Consider the following 19,535-nt stretch of genomic DNA (forward strand, 5'->3'; position numbering starts at 1 on the left):
CCAGGCGTCCCCGTCCCTGGCGCCGGGGACGGGGACGGGGCCGGCGCGCCGGTCGACACCCAGCGCGCGGTTGCCGCGGTGGGCGAACCGACCCGCTTCCGGATCGTCGAGCTGCTCGCGGTCCGGGCCCGCACCGTGGGCGAGGTGACCGAGGCGATCGGCGCCCTGCAACCGCAGACCACCAAGCACCTGCACGCGCTGGCGGCGGCCGGCGTCGTCCGGCTGCACAAGCTGGGGCGCCGCCGCGTGGCGCGGCTCGACCGGGCCACGCTGCACCAGCTTGCCGACCACTTCGGTCGGCTGGCCGAGCACGACCCCGACGATGCCGTACTGGACGGGTACGAGGCGGCGATCGCCGCCGAGACCGCAGCAGGGCCCACCGGCGAGGGCGTCCGGGTGCTGCGCTTGCACCGGATCGTCCGGGCCCCGGCGCGGACCGTGTGGACGGCGTGGACCGACCCGGCGCGGGCGGTCCGGTGGTGGGCACCGCCGCACTTCGCCGTCGAGGCACTCGAGATCGCACCGCACGCCGGCACACCGATCCGGCTGGTGCTGCGCGAAGGCGACGGCGCCCGGTACGAGTCGGGGGGCAGGGTGATCGAGGCCGAGCCCGGCCGCCGGCTGGTGTTCACGCTCGCGCCGGTCGACCGAACGGGTACGCCGCTGTTCTCGGCCATCCACACGCTCGACCTGCACCGCGACCGCTCCGGCGGGACGGGCGTGGAGCTGCGCATCGAGGTGTCCGACGTGGCGCCCGAGGCGGCGCCGGCGATCGCCGGTCTGCAACCGGGCTGGACGCAGCTGCTCGATGCGCTGGCCGCGGTGCTGGAGGCGGACGGCGGACACTGACGGCTGCGCCGGCCCCGACGCGGGGCCGGCGCCGGTCGCGGAGGCGCGGTCAGCTGGCGGTCAGGATCGTGCGCAGCTTCAGATCGACGGTCGGGGCCGTCGGGCTCCGCGGCGCGTCGTAGTTGCTCAGCACCACCGCAGTCCAGTCGGTCCCGGGAAACCAGTCGACGTTGGCGTAGACGCCGGGCGCACCGCCGGAGTGCCCCGCCGTCCACCGGCGGCCGTCGATGAGCCGCAACTGCGCGCCGTAGCTGCCGTACTCGGCCATCGACGGTGCTCCCGGCGGGGGCGGCAGTGGCTTCAGCGCCGTCTTCGGGGTGAAGAACACCTCCTGGTACGGCGCGGCCAGCAGCGACCCGGCGGCCAGCGCGCGGGCGAACCGGACCAGGTCGCGCGCGGTACCGAAGGCGTTGCCGGCCGGGTCGCCGATGAACACGAACGCGTCCGTGGACAGCGCGTCGTGGCGCTTGCCGGAACTGTCCGTCGGGTACGGATGGGCGATGCGCCGCTCGCTCTGCCACTGCGGCAGCGTGCAGAAGCTCGCGTCCGTCATCCCGGCGGCGCCGAACACGTGCCGCTGCACGTACTGGTAGTAGGACTGGCCGGAGACCTGCTGCACGATGCAGCCGAGCACGTGGTAGCCCGCGTTGCTGTACCGCTCGCCCGCACCGGGCTCGAACGCCAGCTGCTCCTTGCGGATGAACTCCAGCGTCCCGTCCATCATCCGTTCCGGTGTGGTCCAGGTCTTCGCCGCGTCGAAGTACCCCTTGTCCTGCATGAAGTCGCCCAGCCCGGAGGTGTGGGTCAGCAGGTGGTGGATGGTCACCTTGTCGGCCACCGGCGCGCTGAACCCGCTCAGGTGCTCGCCGATCGTGTCGGTGACCGCGAGCTTGCCGCGCGCCACGAGCTGGGCGACGGCGGTCGCGGTGAACAGTTTCGTCACCGAGGCCAGGCAGAAGATCGTGTCGGCCCTGTTGCGGACCCGCGTCTTCCGGTCGGTGAAGCCGTACGAGCGGGACAGCACCGGGTGGCCGCCGCGGGCGACCAGCACGGTGCCGGAGAACTGGTCCTTCGCCGCGAGTCCGCTCAGGTACCGGTCGAACTCGCCGCCCTTGCGCAACGCCGGTGGTACCGGGGAGTCGCCGCCGCGCGGTGCGCCGCTGCGGTCCGAGCCGGTGGCACCGGCCGCCTCGGTCAGTGCCCAGGCGCCGCCGACGGTGGCGGCCGGCGCGACCGCGAGCGTGCCGAGCAGCGAGCGCCGGCTCCACGGCCGGCGAGTGCTGGAGTGCGATGTGGTCATGCCGCCCACTGTCCGTCCGGGCCGGGCCGGTCGGCGTCCACCCGTGGGCAGACCCGCACGTCTGCCCTGCGGCGTACGCCGTTCCCGGTCCTACCGCCCCGGCCCTTCCCACCCCTGGCCCTTCCCGCCCCCGGTCCTGCCCGCCCCCCGGCCCTGCCCGTCCGCGAACCTGGGCACCCGACGCCCCGTCCGCCGGCGTCCCCGACACTTGTGGCCCCGGACGCCCCGGCTCCGGACGCTCGCCGCCGCGCGGCGGATCCGGTGCGGCGCCAGCGGTCCGGGACCGGATCAGGCGTGTCGGTCGTGGGTCAGTGACGCGTACTTCGGGGTGCCGGTGCGGAAGCGCTCGGCGGCGAACAGCCGGAGCCGGTCGGCCGCCGCGCGATCGCCGTACACCGCGTCCGCGAGCAGCCGCCCGGTCAGCCCGGACAGCAGGATGCCGTAGTACGAGTGCCCGGTCGCCCACCACAGCCCGTCGGTGCCGCTCGGACCGAGTACCGGGGCGTCGTCGGCGGCCACCGGACGCTGCCCGACGCACCAGCCGTCCAGCGGCAGCTCGCGAACCGCCGGGACCGCCGCCACCGCCCGGTCGAGCACCTCGTACATCCCGGCGACCGTGTTGTGGTCGCCGAGCCCGGCGGCGTCCTCGACGGTACCGGCGATCATCAGCCGGCCGTCCCCGCGCGGTACCAGGTTCGCCCCGGCGCGAAGCACGGTGCGCACCGTGGGAGCCTCGGTGCGGTCGCGCACCAGCAACGACTGGCCCTTGACGGCGCGAAGCGGGAAGCGCGCCGTCTCGGGGATGCCGCCCAGGCCGGTACTCGCCGCGCCGGCCGCGACGAGCACCAGCGCGGCGTCGAGGTCGGTACCGTCGGACAGCGTGACGCCGACGATCCGGTCTCCGTCGGAACGCAGTCGCGACACCGGAACGCCGGTGCGCACCGTGCCCTGCCGGGACCGGATCCCGCGCAGCAGCGCACGGCCGGCCGCGTCCGGGTCGACGCACCCCTCGCCGGGCACCCACAGGCCACCGATCATCCCGCGTACCAGCGGTTCCAGCTCGTGCGCGGTGGCGGCGTCGACGACGCTGGAGTCGATGCCGAGTTGTGCGTGCAGGGTCCGGAGCGCATCGGCGCGCGCCAGCCCGGCGTCGTCGAACGCCGCCACCAGCGACCCGATCCGTTGGTACGCCGGGTCGACGCCGGTGTCGTCGAGCAACGAGGCCGCGAACCGGTCCCAGTCGGCGTGGGCGTCGGTGCGCAGCCGCAGGAACTGGTCGTCGGCCGGCTCCAGGTAGCCGACCGGGGCGATCATCGCCGCCGCAGCGCGTGAGGTGAACCGCAGCGGTTCGCCGGCCTCGACCACCGTGACCCGCGCGCCGTGCCGCGCCAGGTGCCACCCGGCCGACAGGCCGATGATCCCGCCGCCAACCACGAGGACGTCCGTCATCCCGCCACCACACCCTCCGCATCGTCCGCACCACGATCGGCTGCTCGGTGCACCGGCTCCGCGAGGATGACGGGGCCGTACCGGTGCAGCCCCCACCTTGCCGGACGACGGCGGGCCGGCGGGCCGTCTCAGTCGACGGGTTCGAGGCGCCAGCGCACGATGCAGAACCCGTGCCGCAGCGCCTGCGCCAGGGCCTGCTGGTCGGGCCGTCCGCTGGCATCCTTGGGCAGCGGCACGAAGCGCTGCAGCGCGGGGTTTGCCGCCGACATGATCGCGAGCAGCCGGGTCACCTCCGCCTGGTCGCGCACCAGGTCGGGCCGGGCGACCCGATCACGGCCGCGGATGCGCAGCCGTACGGCGGTGGCGGGGTCGAGGTTCAGCTTCCACTTGCCGCCGCCCGGGGTGAGCAGGACCTCGCCGTCTCGCACGTAGCTGATCGGTTGCTTGTAGAGCTTGCCGGTGCGGCGGCCGTGAATGTAGGCGAGCATGAGCCGGCCGCCCAGCGGGGTCGCGACGGGCAGCCCGAGCAGCCCTCGCATCGGGACGTTGGCCAGGTTCATCAGCTTCGGCTGGATGCGCCGCCGGAGTGTCTGCCGCTGGGTGCCTGTCATCTCGTTGCCTCCTTGGTGCCCTGTCTCGGTGGGCGCTGCGCACCCGGTCAGCGGGGCCGGATTGTCGGCCCGCGCGGGGCGCCCGGCCGGCTCCCCGATACATTAGACGTCTAATGATTAGACACCGTATCATTGACGAGCCGGCGCAGCCAACCAGCGACGAGCGGGAGCAGCCGTCGAGGTACGCCTCGGGCTCGACGCCTCCCCCGACCCGCGCCGGCCGTGGCTCGCCCCCAGCGGTACCCCGCTGCGTGGAAAGCGCCCGATATCGTTGCCGGATGGTCGAGATCCCGTTTGACCGCGTCGAGCACCTGGTGCGCATCCCCGTCCGGCTGCCCGGCGGCGAGACGGCGCGGTTCCTGGTGGACACCGGGATCGGGATCACGGTCGTCTCCCCGACCCTGGTCGAACGGTGTGGTCTCGCGGCCACCGGGCACAGCTACACCGGTCACCGGATGTCGGGGCAGGCGGTGCAGATCCCGCTGGTCGAGCTGCCGCACCTCGATCTGGGTGGCCGGCTGCTCGCCGCCGGCACCGCCGGGCAGGCCGATCTCGGTCCGGCAGACGGCGCGAACGGCTTCGACGGGATCCTCGGACTCGACCTGCTCGGCGAGCTTCCCCTGACCATCGATCCGTTCCGGTCGACGGTCGCGCTCGGCGCGGTGTCTGGGCCCACGACGCGGCACCGCATCGAGGTTCCGGTGCGACCACACCGGGACGGCCCCGCCGTCGACCTGCTGGTCGAGTTGCAGCTGCCGGACGGCACCGTCACCGAGGTCGAAATCGACACCGGGTCGGCGGAGACGATCCTGGACACCCGGTTCATGCCCGCCTGCTCGGTGGACGGCAGCGAGACCGCGGCCCGCACCGTCGAGGGCGTCGACCAGACCGGACACCCGTTCGTGCGCCGGTTCATCCCGATCGACGGCGCGGTCGCGCTCGCCGCGGCACCGGGCACCGCGCTGCCACGACCCACCGTGATGTTCCAGGACCTGGCCCTCAACGGTCTGATCGGCACCACCTTCCTCGACCGGTACGTGCAGACCTACGACACCGGCCGGGCCATCCTGACTCTCGCACCGCCGCAGGGCGCCTGACCGCCGCCGACCACCCGGACGATCCGGCCGGGCCTGCGACGGAGAAGTGGCAGCCCGCTCGGGCCATGCCGCGCGCTCCAAGTCGTTTCCAAGCGCACCGGAGCACGCTGCCTGCCATGACCGCACTCCGGGCGAGCCGCCACGACACGGTGCTGGCCCAGCGGGCCTTCCACCGCGCATCCGCACTGCCGGCCGCGCGGACCGACCGGAACCGCCGCGCCGCGCGGCAACACACCGGCTCGGCCGAACGACGACCCCGAGCAGCCCGTGCTGCCCGGGACAAGGAGACAGAGGAACGATGAGCGCCAAACGGGTATCGATGCGGGCGTCGTACTACGCCGCACACACCTACATGATCCTGGGAGTCAGCTCCGGGCTGTTCTACCGCGAGTTCACCAAGGCCAACCACTTCACCGGGGACACCCAGCTCGCGGTCACGCACACCCACCTGTTGGCCCTGGGCATGCTGGGCTTCCTGATCGTCCTGGCACTCGACAAGCAGTTCCAGCTGTCCGGCACGAGGTTGCACACCACCTTCTTCTGGCTGTACAACGCCGGCATCGCGGTGAGCGTGACCATGATGGGTGTGCACGGCTGCCTGACCGTACTCGGCCAGAGCGTCCCGGAGGTCGTGCCGATCGTCGCGGGCATCGGCCACACCGTGCTCACCGTCGGGCTCGTCCTGTTGTTCGTGCAGATCGGCAAGCGCCTGAAAGATCCGGTGCAGCAGCCGCCGGCGGTCGAACTGTCGGAGCGGGCAACCGTCTAGACACCGGCGAAGCTCGCGATCGTGCCGCTCGGCCGGCTGCCCGCCGACGGCACCGGCCGAGCCGAGCCGCCCCGGCCCGGCCCGGCCCGGCCCGCGCAGCTTCGCAGGATGCCGGGGGCGCCGCGGGCGCCGGGCAGCCAGGCCGGCGCCGTGGCGAGCACGGACGCCGATCCCGTCGCTCAACCGACGGGGGCGCGTGCGGCCGCCGCCGCGTCTACCAGGTGCTGCTCGGCCTCCCGGCTCAGCGACGTGCGAAGCAACGTGCCCTGGAAGTCGTACTGCGCCATCGCAGCGACCACCTTGTCCTCGGTGATCTGATCGACCAGCAGGAACAACGCGGCCTTACCGGGTTGCAACTTCGATCCGACATCGCGCATGAACGAGTCGTTCACACCCGTGTCGGCGAGCTTGCCGGACAGCGCGCCGCCGGCCGCGCCGACCGCCATCCCGAACAGCGGCGCGAAGAACAGCAGGCCGATCAGCCCGCCCCACAGCGCGCCGCCGGTCGCACCCCGACCGGTACTGCTGCGCAGCTGGTGCAGCTTGATAGTGCCGTCCATGTGGGCCTCGACGATCACCGCGTCCGCGACCGAGATCAGCCCTTCCCGTTGCAGTTCCAGGATCTTCTGCCGGGCCATCTCGGCCGTGGTGACGTCCCGGTACCCGATCGCTACCAGATCGCTCATCGTTCCTCCGTCCCCGATTCGTGGCCCGGCGGCATCCGCACGCTCCCGCCCGGGCACCGGATCAACGTGTTCGCGGGGCGCGATCGCACCCCGCTGATCTCACCCGTTGCGGATCTGCGCCCCGGTCCGGTCCACCAGGCCTCGTCGGTGCCCGGTGGGCCGTTCCCCGGGGCGGCTACCTGCGCAGCAGACCGTCGCAATTGGTGCGAGGCGGTCAGCTCGGCGGCGCCGAGGAGTGCCGGGATCCCGGCGCCTCGGCCCGATGCTCGGTATCAGGCTCCGCCGTCCGTGTCGTCTGCGCGTCCATCCGCGCCGAGGCGCCGGGCTGGTGGGTCATCGGCCACCGTTCCGCCCCCGCGCTCGCCCCGCTGGCCAGCTGCTCCTGGCGCCGGCTGGTCGAACCGACCGCGGCCAGCGACCAGATCACGAACACGTCCAGCGCGATCATCAGCAGCGCCCAGAACGGGTAGTACGGGATGAAGAAGAAGTTGGCGATGGCCGACAGGCTGGCCAGGACGATCCCGGCTCCGCGTGCCCACGCCGAGCCGTTCACGAACAGGAAGATCCCGGTCAGTACGGCTACCGCGCCGATGCACAGGTGGATCCACCCCCAGGCCGTGGTGTCGACCTTGTAGAGGTAGTTGGATGCGACGACGTAGAAACCACCTCGAACGATCGCCTCGATGCCCTGGAACACCTGGAACACGCCCACGATGAGCAGCATCGTGGCGGCGAACATCGTGCCGCCCCGCGCCCACGACCGTGCAGTGCTCGACTGGCTCATGACTGTGCCTCCTCCCCCGGTACGGCCGTGCCTCGGCCGGCGGACGCCGCCGCCAACACGGCACGACACCACCGTCCCCGACCCGGACGCCCCGGTCCTCACCCGATGCGGGTGAACGACCCGTTGTCGGTGCCCCGGCCGGCGTTTCGTGCCCCGGTCCGAGCGGCGTCCGGCCGAGCCGCGTCAGTCCGAGCCGCGTCAGTCCGGGTCGTTGACGCCCGGACGCGGGACCGGCGTCGCGGCCGGCGGGTCCAGCAGCCCGCGTACCCGGCCCTGCCGGATCGCCTCCCGCCGGTTGTTGACCGCCAGCTTGCGAAACAGGCTCTTCAGGTGCGTCTTGACGGTGTTCACGCTCAGGTGCAGGTCGGCCGCGATCTCGTCGTTGCTGCTCATCGACGGCAGGTAGCGCAACACGGTCAGCTCGCGTTCGGTCAGCGGCTCGGCGGGCGGCTCGCTGGTCGTGCCGATGCGCTCGTCGAACAGCGTGTCGGCGAAGGCCGCGTACGTGCCGAGCACCCGCTGCTGGCGCCGAACCAGCGGCGCCAGCCGGTCGCCGGCGATGCGGAACGGGTGGCTGAGCCGGTCCTCGCAGGCCAGGCCGAGCGCCCGGTCCACCGCCTCGACGGCCGCACCGTCCTGCCGGAGGGCCTCCGCCGCCAGCGCGGTGATCAGCGACTCCTCGACGGCCACGGCACGCCCGCGATCCGCCGACCGGCGCAGCGGCGCGATGCGCCGCCGGGCGCTGTCCGGTCGGTGCAGCGCCAGCTCGGCCCAGCCGAGCCAGATGCGGTCCCAGTCGCCCGGATCGCGGTGCGCGTCCAGCCGTTCGATGACCTGCTCGGGTGCGCCCGCGGCGAGTTCCGCCTCGATCTCGGCCCCCTGCAGCCACCCGGCGAGCAGGCCCGGCAGCGCACCGTCTCGAAGCTCGACCAGTACCCGCCGGGCCACCGACTGGTCGCCGCTCTGCACCCGCAGCCTGGCCTCCGCGACCCGGACGGCCCGGCCCATCAGCTGGTCGGCGCCGGCGTCCGCGGCCGCACCGGCCCGCGCCAGGTACCGGGCCGCGACGAGCGGATGGTCCTGCTGCAGTTCGGCGAGCGCCAGCGCCAGGAACGCCGCGGCCAGGTACGGTTCCCGGCCCGAGGTGTCGCGTTCCGCGCTGGCCAGGGTGGACCGCGCCAGCCGGGTGCCGGTACGCAACTCGCCGCGCGCGACCTCGGCGACCGCGCGGTGCGCGTCGGCGCTGAGCACCGCCAGGTCCAGCCGGCACGCCCCGGCGACGACGGCCGCTTCCCGCAGCGTTCGGTACGCGGCGCTCACCGCGCCCTGCCACAGCTGGGTGCGGCCGATGCGCCAGCGCGCCAGCGCCCGGTACTCGGCCAGCGCCGGCAGCTCCGACGCGGAGTCCGACCCCGTCATGGCCAGTACCCGAATCGCCGCGCTGCGGGCGGCGGCCAGCTCGCCGAGGGACCCGGCGGTGATCGCCTCCAGCGCCGAGAGCCCGACGTCGGCCGCGTGGCGCAGCGCTCCCGACTTGTCCGGCAGCAGCGACCGGGCCTGCCGCAGTCGGGTACCGGCCCGGGTGAAGTCGCGCCGGTGCATGTCGGTGACGGCGGCGCAGGTCAGTGTCGCCAGCGACGGTGCGGTCCGCGCGTTGGCCGCCAGCGGCCGCACCTCGTCGACGAGCCGTGCGCCCTCGTCCGACATCAGCCGCGGCAGGGCCAGCGTGAACAGGATCCGACCGATCTCCTCGTCGTCGCCGGAGGACACCGCGTGCCGCAGTGCCGGCAACGGCGCCAGGTGCTCGCCGTACCAGCGGGCGGCCCGCCGGTGGGTCGCCGACGCCGCGTCCGGCTCCTCCAGCAGCAGCCGGTGGTAGAGGTACTCGCGGAGCAGCGCGTGGTAGGCGAACCACTCGCCGCGCTCGTCCGCGGTCTGGATCAGTCCGATGTCCGCGGACAGGCCCTCCAGCAGCCGCTGGCTGTCGAGCCGCCCGGACAGCGCGGTGGCCAGCGAACCGCTGACCCGATCGACGACGCTCGTCCGCAGCAGGAACGACCGGATCGCGGGCGGCAGCGGCGCCACCACCTCGTCGGCCAGGTAGTCCGCGACCGGTGCCGTCGCGCCGGAGAACCGCGCCAGGCCGCGGGCCGGGTCCGCCCGGTCGGCCGACATCGCGGCGAACCGCAGGCCCGCCGCCCACCCGCCGGTACGAACCAGCAGGCGGGCGGTCTGCGCATCGTCGAACGACAGGCCGTGCGCCCGCAGGAACCGGACCGTTTCGGTGCGGTCGAACCGCAGCTCCGGCGTGCGGATCTCGCCGAGCAGGCCGTCCAGTCGCAGCCGGTGCAACCGCAGCCGGGGATCGGTCCGGCCGAGCAGGACCAGCCGCAGCGCCGGCGGCGGCTGCATCAGGAGCAGGTCGAGACGCTCCAGGACCGAGCGGTCGCGAACCGTGTGCACGCCGTCGAGTACCAGCACCAGTGGCTCCGACAGGTCGTAGAGCAGCGCCAGGATCTCGTCGACCTGCCGGTCCGGCCGGCCGTCCGGCGGGGCCAGCAGCCTCGGGCGGCCATCGCCCAGCCGTACGCCGGTGCGGCCCACCGCGGCGAGCACGCCGGACCAGAACGTCACCGGGTCGGCGTCCGCCTCCGGCAGTGTGTACCAGGCGAGCCGGCCGGGGGCCTGGCCGGAGCCGGCCCACCCGGCCACCAGCACCGTCTTGCCCTCGCCGGGCCCGGCGGTGACGAGAACCGTCCCGGCCACCGCGAGTTCGGTGAGCCGGCGCTCCGGCCGCGGGCGCGCGATCCGTACCGACGGACCCCGCGGTACGCACACCCGCGCGGCCACCGTCGGTGGGAGTCCGACCGGTAGCTCCGGGTGCCGCAGCACGGCTCCCGCCGGTCGGTGGTACGCCACGTGGCGCACCTCGCCACCCCGGGTCACCCTGTCCAGTCTCGTCGCGGGCACCGGGATGCGGGTCAAACTGGCCCAGCGGTGCACCATCGGCCGGTGGGCGGGATGCGTCCGGCCGTTCGGCCATCCTCCCATCGCCCCCGGCACGCGCCGTTAGGCGGACCCGGGGCCGGCTCAAGGACCTACCCGGAAGGCGGCCGGCCCGGCGATCCGGTGGTCGGCGGCCTGCTGCCGCGAGAGCCGGCGCTGCGCGCCGCGCGGCCCCAGCGGCGTTCGTCGCCGGGGCCGGACGCGGTTGCCGGTGGCGGTGGGGCAAGGGAAGACTCCGCCACCGACGCGGGCGTACGGAGCCTTCCCCGGTTGAAGCCATCAGGTGCCGGAGCCATGCCGACTGGACTTCCCCCCGCGGCGTCGACACCCCCCAGTTCGACGACCGCACCACGAAGGGTAGGCCGGTACGGGGGTCGGCGGGTTCGGCCGTTCGTCCGGTCGCCGCCGTCCGTGCCGGTCGAGATCCGGCGGTTCTTGCCGGCGCCGACCGCGTTGCCCGGCAGATCTCTCAGCGACCGGCGGCGGCCCGTCGGGCGCTCGCCGGGCCGGTGGGCCGCGGCGAGATCGACCGGCGCGTCCCGCTACCGTGCCGGTCCGGAGCGCTCGTGCCGGGCCGCGAGGAAGCGCGCCTTCTTCTGCCGGTTCCCGCAGGTGTTCATGTCGCACCACCGGCGGGTGCGGCTCTGGCTGGTGTCGAAGAAGGCCGCCTGGCAGGTCGGCGACGCGCACAACGCCAGTCGTCCGTCCCGTTCGCCGGCGAGGATGCCGATCGCGTCGGCGGCGATGACGCCCAGGGCGTCTGCCACCGGGGACGTGGAGCCGAGCTGCCAGTGCCGGTTGCCCTCCGGCGTCAGGACCGCCGCGGCCCGCCCCTGGGCGCTGTAGCGGTTGATGATGCGCACCGCGGCCGCCGGGAGCGGGTCCCGGCGCGCCGCCGCGGTCGCCGCCGCATGGATCGATTCGCGCAGCTCCCGGGCCTGTTCGAGCTGGCCTGGGGTGCAGGACGGCACGGCGAGGCCGCTCACCGCCAGCCAGTCGACGAGCCGGCCCGGCGTGGGGATGCGCTCCACGGCGTCGCCGTGCCGCTCCGACAGGGTGCCGGTGAAGCTGGTGGCGAGCACCTTACCGAGGCGGAAGTCGGGGAACCGAGCAGTCATCGAACCACCTTAGCCGGTTGCCCGTCGCGCGCGTAACATGCTAGAACCGTCTTAGCCGGTTCCAGATGGCTCCCGGGCCGGCTCGCCGACGACGAGGAGGCCCCATGTCCAGCCACCGGTCCCGCAGGCACGCCGCACCGCACGCCGGTCGTGGCGCCATCACCGCGTCGGTCCGGCCCGACGGCGGCCACCGATGAGCGGCCACACCGACGAAGTACAGGCGTTCCACCCCCGCGCGACCGACGCCGACCTCGACGACCTGCGCGCCCGACTGGCCGCGGCGCGACTGCCGGAGGCCGAGACGGTCCGTCATGCCGCGCCGGACCCACGCCGGTGGGAGCAGGGCGTTCCGCTCGCCGACCTCACCGAGGTCGTGCACCACTGGCGCACCGGGTACGACTGGCGGTCGTTCGAAACGCGCCTCGACGAGATCGGCCAGTTCCGCACGACCATCGACGGGCTGGGCATCCACTTCCTGCACCGCCGGTCGCCGCGCGCGGACGCCACTCCGCTGATCATGACGCACGGCTGGCCGGGCAGCATCGCCGAGTTCGTCGACGTGCTGGACGACCTGGCAGCCCCGCGGGACGCGGACGCGCCGGCGTTCCATGTGGTGGTCCCGTCGCTGCCCGGCTTCGGATACAGCGACCGGCCGACCGTCACCGGGTGGGGGTTGGAGAGGATCGCGGCCGCCTGGGTGGAACTGATGGGCCGGCTCGGCTACCGCAGGTTCCTGGCCCACGGTGGCGACTGGGGAGGCCCGATCACCACCGTCCTCGGTGGCCGGTTCCCCGCGCACGTGCTGGGCATCCACACCACGACCGCGCAGGCGCCGCCCGGGTTGTCCACCGACGAGCTGACCGCGGCCGAGCGCGCCTGGACCGAGCAGACCCGCGAGTTCTGGCACGGCCACCGCGCCGCGTTCGCGAAGCTGCAGGCGGCCCGGCCGCAGACCATCGGCTACTCGCTCGTCGACTCACCGGTCGGGTTGCTCGCCTGGATCCTCGACAAGTTCGCCGAGTGGAGCGACACCCGGGACAGCCCGTTCGAGACGATCTCCAGGGACCGGTTCCTGGACAACGTCACCCTGTACTGGCTGACCCGCACCGGCGCGTCGTCGGCCCGCATCTACTACGAGAGCCACCTCGCGCTCGACCCCGAGCTGCGGGTCGACGTCCCGTCGGCGATCGTCGTGTACCCCCGCGACATCGAGAAGTGCCCGCTGCCCTGGGCGCGGGAACGGTACCGGCGGATCGTCCGCTGGCGGTCGCCGGAGCGCGGCGGCCACTTCCCGTCGCTGGAGGTTCCCGGCTACTTCGTCCGGGACCTGCGGGAAGGCCTCGCGGCGGTGCTGGCCGCCAGCGGCGGTCGTCCCTGATCTCGTCGGCGCGGGTGCCCGGCGCACTGATCACCTCTGCCCCGCGCCGGGGCTGCCGCGCGCTGCGCCGGGGCCTGCCACGCGCTGCGCAGGGGGCTTCCCGCGCGCTGCGCCGGCCTTGACGGGCCGGCGCAGCGCCGGCCAATATGACAGTTGATTCAGTTTTTCCGGCCGAGGGGTCGCGATGGCAGATCTCGGTACCCAGCTGCGCCGCCGCGCGGGCCACGGCGGCACCGCCGTGCGCTGCGGCGAGCAGGTCGTCGGGTACCGGGAGCTGGACGCGCGCGCCGACGCCTGGGCCGCCTTCCTGCGGGCCCGCCTCGCTCCCGGCCAGCGGGTCGCGACCCTGTGCCGCGCCGGGATCGAACAGATCGCCCTGCTGTACGGGTGTGCGCGAGCCGGCATGGTGCTCGCCCCGCTGCCGCACCGGCTGCGGCCCGCCGAACTCGCCGTGCTGCTCGACGACGCGACACCGGCCATGCTGCTCACCGATCCAGCGCACCGACAGGCGGCCTCGGCCGCGCTCGCGCAGGCCACCCACCGGACGCCGGTCGCGCCGCTCACCACCCCACCCGCCGCGCCACGCGTCGACGCCGAACCGGACCCGGACGCCCCGGTACTGCTCTGCTACACCTCCGGCAGCGCCGGCCGGCCACGCGGGGTGCCGCTCAGCGGCCGGATGTGCACCGCCACCGACGACGCGCTGGACGGGGTGGCCCGGCTGACCCCCGACGACGTCGTGCTGCAGCTGCTGCCGCAGTACCACGTCGGCGGGTGGACGGTGTTGCCGCTGCTGGCGCTCGCCCGCGGCGCCACCCTGGTGCTGGTACCGGAGTTCGACGCGACCCGGGTGCTCGGACTCATCGCGGCGCACCGGGCCAGCGTCACCATGGCGGTGCCGGCCATGTACCGAATGATGCTCGCCGCCGCGGCCGGCGCCGAACTGTCCTCGCTGCGACTCGCCATCTCCGGCGGCGCGGCACTGCCGGCCGAGCTGGCGCGGTCCTGGTGGGCGCTCGGGGTGCCGCTGTGCCAGGGCTACGGGCTGACCGAGGCCGGCCCGAACGTGCTCTGCGTGCCGCCGGCCGAGGTGCACTCCTCTGCCGGGTTCGTCGGCGTGCCCTATCCCGGTGTCGAGGTGACCCTGACCGGCGTGCCGGACGGCCCGGGCCGCGGCGAGTTGCTGGTGCGCGGCGCCGGGGTGTTCGCCGGGTACTGGCGCGGGCCGCGGCACCGCGGCTGGCTGCACACCGGTGACCTGGCCGAGCGCGACCGGCGCGGCTGGTACCGCATCGTCGGCCGGCTGGACGACCGGTACGTCGCCGGTGGCGAGAACGTGCACCCCGCCGAGGTGGAACGGGTACTGCTCGCGCACCCCGCGGTCCGGGACGCGGCGGTGGTGGACGTACCGGACGAGCGGTGGGGCGCGGTGGGCGTCGCCTTCGTGGTGGCGAGCGACGAGCTGAAGCCCGCGGCGGTACGCGACTGGTGCCGGCACCGGATCGCCGGGTTCAAGGTGCCGGCGCGCGTGCTCATGGTGCCCGAACTGCCGCGCACCGGAATCGGCAAGCCATGCCGGAACCTGTTGCGGGACTGGGCGATGCGGGGGCAACCATGACCGAGACCACGGCCGACCGGACCAGGCGGCTGGGCGCCAAGGGCGCCCGCACCCGGCAACGGATCCTCGACGCGGCCGAAGCCGTCTTCGTCGAGTACGGCTACCACGACGCGTCGGTCGTGAAGATCACCGAAACCGCCGGCGTCGCCCAGGGCACCTTCTACATCTACTTCCCGGGCAAGCACGAGCTGTTCGCGGAGCTGGTCGACGACCTCAACCGCCGGGTGCGGCGGGCGATGGCGCGGGCCGCCGATGGGCATCCGACCCGGCTGGCCGCCGAGCGGGCGGGCTTCGCGGCGTACTTCGACTTCGTCGGGGAGCATCCGGGCCTCTACCGGATCATGCGGCAGGCCGAGTTCGTCGCCCCCGAGCAACTGCGCCGGCACTACGACCGGATCGTGTCCGGGTACTCCGCGCGGCTGGCCGCGGCGATGGACTCCGGCGAGATCCCCCGCGGTGACTCGGAACTGATGGCGTGGTCGCTGATGGGGCTCGGCGAGATGGTCGGGATGCGCTGGGTGCTGTGGCAGCAGCACGACAGCGTGCCGGCCGCGGTGCTGGCCAGTACCGGCGAGATCGTGGCCCGGATCCTGGGTGTGCCGGACCCGCACGTGGCGGGCCCGGAAGCGGCGGACCGACCGGCTCGCGACCACACCCGCTAGGAGGGAGCGCAGATGGTGGAACGGGACAGCAGCCTCGCGGGCCGCACCGCGGTGGTGACCGGAGCCGCCTCCGGGATCGGCGCGGCGTGCGCCCGGCGGCTGGCCGACGACGGCGCCTCGGTGCTGCTGATCGACCGGGACGAGCGGGTGGTCGACGCGGCGGCCCGGCTGGGCGGCCGCGGCCTGGTGCTCGACCTGACCGACACCGCCGCGCTGGCGGCGCTGGAGCTGGACGTCGACATCCTGGTCAACAACGCCGGCATCCAGCACGTGGCGCCGATCGAGCAGTTCCCGCCGGAGCGCTTCCACGAGATCCTCACGCTGATGGTCGAGGCGCCGTTCCTGCTGGTGCGGGCCGTGCTGCCGGGCATGTACGAGCGCGGCTGGGGCCGCCTCGTGCACATCTCGTCGGTGCACGGGATGCGCGCCTCGGCGTACAAGAGCGGTTACGTGGCCGCCAAGCACGCCACCGAAGGGCTGTCCAAGACGGTCGCGCTGGAAGGCGGGCCGCGCGGCGTCACCTCCAACACGGTGTGCCCGGCGTACGTGCGCACACCGCTGGTGGAGGGGCAGATCGCCGCGCAGGCCGCGGCCCACCAGATCCCCGAGGCGGACGTGGTGTCGCAGGTGATGCTGACCGAACCGGCGATCAAGCGGCTGATCGAACCGGCCGAGGTCGCCGCCGCGGTCAGCTACCTGTGCTCGCCGGACGCGTCGTTCGTCAACGGCAGCTCACTGGTACTCGACGGCGGTTGGAGCGCGCGATGAAGATACCGGTACCCGGCGGGCAGCTCACCGTGCGCGTCTGGGGCGAGGGGCCCCGCACCGTCCTGGCGTTGCACGGCATCACGGCCAACCATCTGGCCTGGCAGCCGGTGGCCGACCGGTTGCCGGCCGGGATCCGGCTGGTCGCGCCGGACCTGCGCGGCCGGGGCGACTCGCCGCTGCCCGGCCCGTACGGGATGGCCACGCACGCCGACGACGCGGTCGCCGTGCTCGACGCGCTGGGCGTCGGGAGCGCCACGGTCGCCGGGCACTCGATGGGCGGCTTCGTCGCGCTGGTACTCGCCGACCGGCACCCCGAGCGGGTCGACCGGCTGGTGCTGGTGGACGGCGGGCCGCCGCTGCCGATGCCGCCCGGCGACACCGACGACGAGCGGCTCGCCGCGGTGATCGGGCCGGCCGCGCGCCGGCTCGCGATGAGCTTCGGCAGCGTGGCCGAGCACCGCGACTTCTGGCGCCGGCACCCGGCGTTCACCGAGTGGAGCACCGACGTCGAGGCGTACCTGGACTACGACCTGACCGGGCAGCCGCCGCGGCTGCACAGCAAGGTCTCGGCCGAGGCGGTACGGGCCGACTCGGTCGACACGTTCGCCGGCACCGCGCTCGCGGACGGCTGGCGCCGGCTGCGGCATCCGGCGGTACTGCTGCGCGCCGAGTACGGGATGCTCGGCGCGCCGCCCGCCCTCTACCCGGACCCCACCGCACTGCCCGAACGGCTCGCGGTGCGCACCGTCGATGGCACCAACCACTACACGATCCTGCTCGGCGAGCGCGGCGCCGCCGCGGTCGCCGACTCACTGCGGAGCCGCTGACCCGGCGACCGCCCGGTCGCCTCGTCGGTCGCCCCCGGAACCGGGAGGTTCAATGCGTCGATTGTGGACAGTCGTGGTCGCGGCCCTGCTCGGCACGCTGCTGGTGCCGACCGCGGCACGCGCCGCGACGATCCCGTCCTACCTGACCATGGAGCAGCGCTACACCAGCGTCGCGAACGGCTGGGACACGGTGGAACGCTACCTGGACAGCACACCCGGCTTCACCCAGGAGGACTACCCGCCGGACGGCCGCGGCGACCAGGACGGGCAGCGGGTGACGTTCTTCGGCGGTGCGAAGGAGCCGTTCTCCGGCCGGTTCCTGCTCTATTCCGCCCCGGGCGCGAGCACCAACCCCAACCCGGTTCCGGTGCTGCTGGTGCACGGCGCCAACGACAACCCGGACCGGGCGTGGGCCAACCCCGGCGAGTCGGGCGGGTTCGGCTGCGGCGCCGCCAGCTGCCCGGGCACCGGCATGATGCAGTACCTGTCGAACGCCGGCTACCGCGTGTTCGCCGTCGGGTTCGCGCACAAGGAGGGCGACAACCTGATGCAGGCGCAGCAGGTCGGTGACGCGATCGCGATCATCAAGGCCAAACTCGGTGTGTCCACAGTGGACTTGGTGGGCTGGAGCAAGGGCGAGATGTCGGCCCGGATGTACGTCTCGTCGGTGCGGCCGAGCTGGGGGCGGCCGTACGCGGGCGACGTGCGCAAGCTGATCACCCTCGGCGGCCCGAACGCCGGGTACGACTACCCGTTCGCACACGGCTGGGCGCACGACCTGTCGATCTGGCCGGAGTGCGGGGGCAGCATCAACTCCCCCGCCCCGCACACCTACATGACCTGCTACGGCGTGTACGCCTACCATCCGGAGTTCTCGTTCGTCCCGACCGGCGGCTACGACTGCTACCCCGGCCAGCGGCAGATGCTGGCCCGCTTCGACCAGACCTACGGCGTCGACCAGACGCAGCAGGACTGGTACACCACCTACTACGGCGGGCAGGGCTACTACACCAAGGGTCCCGGCATCCAGGCGGCGATCGACGCCGGCTCCCTGATCTCGCGCATCCAGCAGGCCGGGGTGCCCGCCTCGGTCTCCACCTACCTGCTGGCCGGCGGCTCGCCGTCGGTGGTGGGCATCTTCAACGAGGACCGCGGCCCCAGCGACGGCGTGGTGTTCGAAAGCAGCGCGCTCGCCACCGCGGGCATCGCGACGGTGGCCGGCACGGCGCTGGTCACCGGCGCCAACCACCTCGAACTCGGCTGGTACCCGGCGGTCGAGTCCCAGGTGGCGAACTGGCTCGGAGAGGGGAACCGATGACAACGCTACTGCCCGGCATCGTCGCCGACCGCGTCGAGACGGCCCGGCTCGGGATCAACGTCCTGCGGGTCGCCTCCCGTACCGACGGCGCCCCGGTGCTGTTCGTGCACGGCAACGTGTCGTCCGGCCACTTCTGGCAGGACACCATGCTCGCGCTGCCGGCGGGCCTGGCGCCGCTCGCGATGGATCTGCGCGGGTTCGGCGACACCGACCCGGCACCGGTCGACGCCACCCGCGGCCTGTCCGACTACGCCGATGACCTCGCCGCGCTGGTCGACGCGCTCGACCTGGCGCCGGTACACCTGGTCGGCTGGAGCATGGGCGGCGGCGTGGTGCTGCGCTACCTGCTCGACGCACCGGGCCGGATCGCGTCGCTGACCCTGGTCGACCCCGTCTCCCCGTACGGGTTCGGCGGTACCCGGGGCGCGCACGGAGAGCCGATCGGCCCGGACGGGGTCGGCGCCGGCGCCGGCGCGGCGAACCCGGAGTTCGTCCGGCGCCTCGCCGAGGGCGACACCGGCGCGGAGTCGCCGCTGTCGCCGCGCGAGGTGCTGCTCGCCCAGTACGTCAAGCCGCCGTGCGTGCCGCCGCACCTGGACATGCTCGTCGAGTCGATGCTGTCCACCCGCACCGGCGACGACCACTACCCCGGCGACGCCGTCGCGGCCGACACCTGGCCGGGGACCCGGCCGGGCGAGCGCGGCGTGCTCAACACCATGGCACCGAACCACTTCCGCATCGACGACCTGTCGTCGGTACGGCCGAAGCCGCCGATCCTGTGGCTGCGCGGTGCCGACGACGTGATCGTCTCGGACACCTCGCTGCACGATCTCGCCTACCTGGGTCAGCTCGGCGCGATCCCGGGTTGGCCCGGCGCCGAGACCGCCCCGCCGCAACCGATGGTGGCGCAGACCCGCGCCGTGCTCGACACGTACCGCCGCTACCGGGAAGTGGTGATCCCCGACGCCGGGCACGGCCCGCATCTCGACCGGCCCGAGGCGTTCCGGTCGGCGCTGCTCGCGCACCTCCGGGACGCGACGCCCGCCTCGTGAACACGTCGTGCCGGGGCTGCGCCGCGCCCCGGCACGACCGCACCATCCCGTTCGGTGGCCCGACACGGCCCAGCCGGCGGAGGACACCGACGCCCGGCCCAGCCCTCGACGCCAGGTGCGTGGCCCGCGGCCCTAAATCAACCTTAAGCCAGGATCGGCACTTCCAGTCACCAGCTGGACACGGACGGCCGATGGGCAATTGGTACGGCGGTCCTCTAATCTCCTAGCGCACCACAGCAAATG

17 protein-coding genes are annotated in these 19,535 nt (G+C 73.7%); 10 read left to right on the forward strand and 7 right to left on the reverse strand.

The window, feature by feature from the left end:
* The first annotated feature begins 78 nt into the window (after positions 1 to 78).
* On the forward strand, positions 79 to 849 hold the full coding sequence (locus tag Athai_RS23615; protein ID WP_203963521.1) for an SRPBCC domain-containing protein: 771 nt from the start codon (positions 79 to 81) through the stop codon (positions 847 to 849).
* A gap of 49 nt (positions 850 to 898) precedes the next feature.
* Here Athai_RS23615 and Athai_RS23620 read toward each other — a convergent pair whose 3' ends face one another.
* The 3 genes from Athai_RS23620 to Athai_RS23630 form a co-directional block, all read right to left on the reverse strand.
* Positions 899 to 2,149, reverse strand: a complete 1,251-nt coding sequence (locus Athai_RS23620; protein WP_203963522.1) for a serine hydrolase domain-containing protein — start codon at positions 2,147 to 2,149, stop codon at positions 899 to 901.
* Positions 2,150 to 2,437: 288 nt separating this feature from the next.
* A complete protein-coding gene (locus Athai_RS23625; protein ID WP_203963523.1) occupies positions 2,438 to 3,598 on the reverse strand; it encodes an NAD(P)/FAD-dependent oxidoreductase in 1,161 nt (386 codons plus the stop codon).
* 128 nt (positions 3,599 to 3,726) lie between these two features.
* Complete coding sequence (locus Athai_RS23630; protein ID WP_203963524.1) at positions 3,727 to 4,209, reverse strand: nitroreductase/quinone reductase family protein; 483 nt, start codon at positions 4,207 to 4,209, stop codon at positions 3,727 to 3,729.
* A 278-nt stretch (positions 4,210 to 4,487) separates the two neighbouring features.
* Between Athai_RS23630 and Athai_RS23635 the strand changes: the two genes are divergently transcribed.
* Entirely contained in the window at positions 4,488 to 5,306 is an 819-nt protein-coding gene (locus tag Athai_RS23635) for a retropepsin-like aspartic protease (protein WP_203963525.1), read from the forward strand.
* 298 nt (positions 5,307 to 5,604) lie between these two features.
* Positions 5,605 to 6,075 (forward strand): DUF2871 domain-containing protein, encoded by a 471-nt coding sequence (locus Athai_RS23640; RefSeq protein ID WP_239157121.1) that lies wholly within the window; start codon positions 5,605 to 5,607, stop codon positions 6,073 to 6,075.
* Positions 6,076 to 6,254: 179 nt separating this feature from the next.
* Here the strand turns inward: Athai_RS23640 and Athai_RS23645 are convergent, their stop codons facing one another.
* The 4 genes from Athai_RS23645 to Athai_RS23660 form a co-directional block, all read right to left on the reverse strand.
* Positions 6,255 to 6,761, reverse strand: a complete 507-nt coding sequence (locus Athai_RS23645; protein WP_203963526.1) for a DUF1269 domain-containing protein — start codon at positions 6,759 to 6,761, stop codon at positions 6,255 to 6,257.
* A gap of 214 nt (positions 6,762 to 6,975) precedes the next feature.
* Positions 6,976 to 7,545, reverse strand: coding sequence for a DUF7144 family membrane protein (locus Athai_RS23650; protein WP_203963527.1), 570 nt, complete (start codon positions 7,543 to 7,545; stop codon positions 6,976 to 6,978).
* A 198-nt stretch (positions 7,546 to 7,743) separates the two neighbouring features.
* Entirely contained in the window at positions 7,744 to 10,464 is a 2,721-nt protein-coding gene (locus tag Athai_RS23655; RefSeq protein ID WP_203963528.1) for a winged helix-turn-helix domain-containing protein, read from the reverse strand.
* A 629-nt stretch (positions 10,465 to 11,093) separates the two neighbouring features.
* Positions 11,094 to 11,669 (reverse strand): CGNR zinc finger domain-containing protein, encoded by a 576-nt coding sequence (locus Athai_RS23660; protein ID WP_203963529.1) that lies wholly within the window; start codon positions 11,667 to 11,669, stop codon positions 11,094 to 11,096.
* A gap of 193 nt (positions 11,670 to 11,862) precedes the next feature.
* Here Athai_RS23660 and Athai_RS23665 point away from each other — a divergent pair, with 193 nt between their 5' ends.
* The 7 genes from Athai_RS23665 (at position 11,863) to Athai_RS23695 (ending at position 19,292) form a co-directional block, all read left to right on the forward strand.
* The gene (locus tag Athai_RS23665) at positions 11,863 to 13,047 is read left to right on the forward strand and encodes an epoxide hydrolase family protein (RefSeq protein ID WP_203963530.1); all 1,185 of its coding nucleotides are present in this window, start codon (positions 11,863 to 11,865) and stop codon (positions 13,045 to 13,047) included.
* 184 nt (positions 13,048 to 13,231) lie between these two features.
* Entirely contained in the window at positions 13,232 to 14,665 is a 1,434-nt protein-coding gene (locus Athai_RS23670; RefSeq protein WP_203963531.1) for a class I adenylate-forming enzyme family protein, read from the forward strand.
* Positions 14,662 to 15,327, forward strand: coding sequence for a TetR/AcrR family transcriptional regulator (locus Athai_RS23675; protein WP_203963532.1), 666 nt, complete (start codon positions 14,662 to 14,664; stop codon positions 15,325 to 15,327). The genes Athai_RS23670 and Athai_RS23675 overlap by 4 nt, the downstream gene beginning before the upstream one ends.
* Positions 15,328 to 15,339: 12 nt before the next feature.
* Entirely contained in the window at positions 15,340 to 16,095 is a 756-nt protein-coding gene (locus tag Athai_RS23680; protein ID WP_203963533.1) for a 3-hydroxybutyrate dehydrogenase, read from the forward strand.
* Positions 16,092 to 16,922, forward strand: coding sequence for an alpha/beta hydrolase (locus Athai_RS23685; RefSeq protein WP_203963534.1), 831 nt, complete (start codon positions 16,092 to 16,094; stop codon positions 16,920 to 16,922). The genes Athai_RS23680 and Athai_RS23685 overlap by 4 nt, the downstream gene beginning before the upstream one ends.
* Before the next feature lie 52 nt (positions 16,923 to 16,974).
* The gene (locus tag Athai_RS23690) at positions 16,975 to 18,240 is read left to right on the forward strand and encodes an esterase/lipase family protein (RefSeq protein WP_203963535.1); all 1,266 of its coding nucleotides are present in this window, start codon (positions 16,975 to 16,977) and stop codon (positions 18,238 to 18,240) included.
* The gene (locus Athai_RS23695) at positions 18,237 to 19,292 is read left to right on the forward strand and encodes an alpha/beta fold hydrolase (protein ID WP_203963536.1); all 1,056 of its coding nucleotides are present in this window, start codon (positions 18,237 to 18,239) and stop codon (positions 19,290 to 19,292) included. Before Athai_RS23690 ends, Athai_RS23695 begins: the two co-directional genes overlap by 4 nt.
* The last annotated feature ends 243 nt before the right edge of the window (positions 19,293 to 19,535 follow it).

The sequence above is a fragment of the Actinocatenispora thailandica genome, from assembly GCF_016865425.1.
In the GTDB taxonomy this organism is placed as follows: domain Bacteria; phylum Actinomycetota; class Actinomycetes; order Mycobacteriales; family Micromonosporaceae; genus Actinocatenispora; species Actinocatenispora thailandica.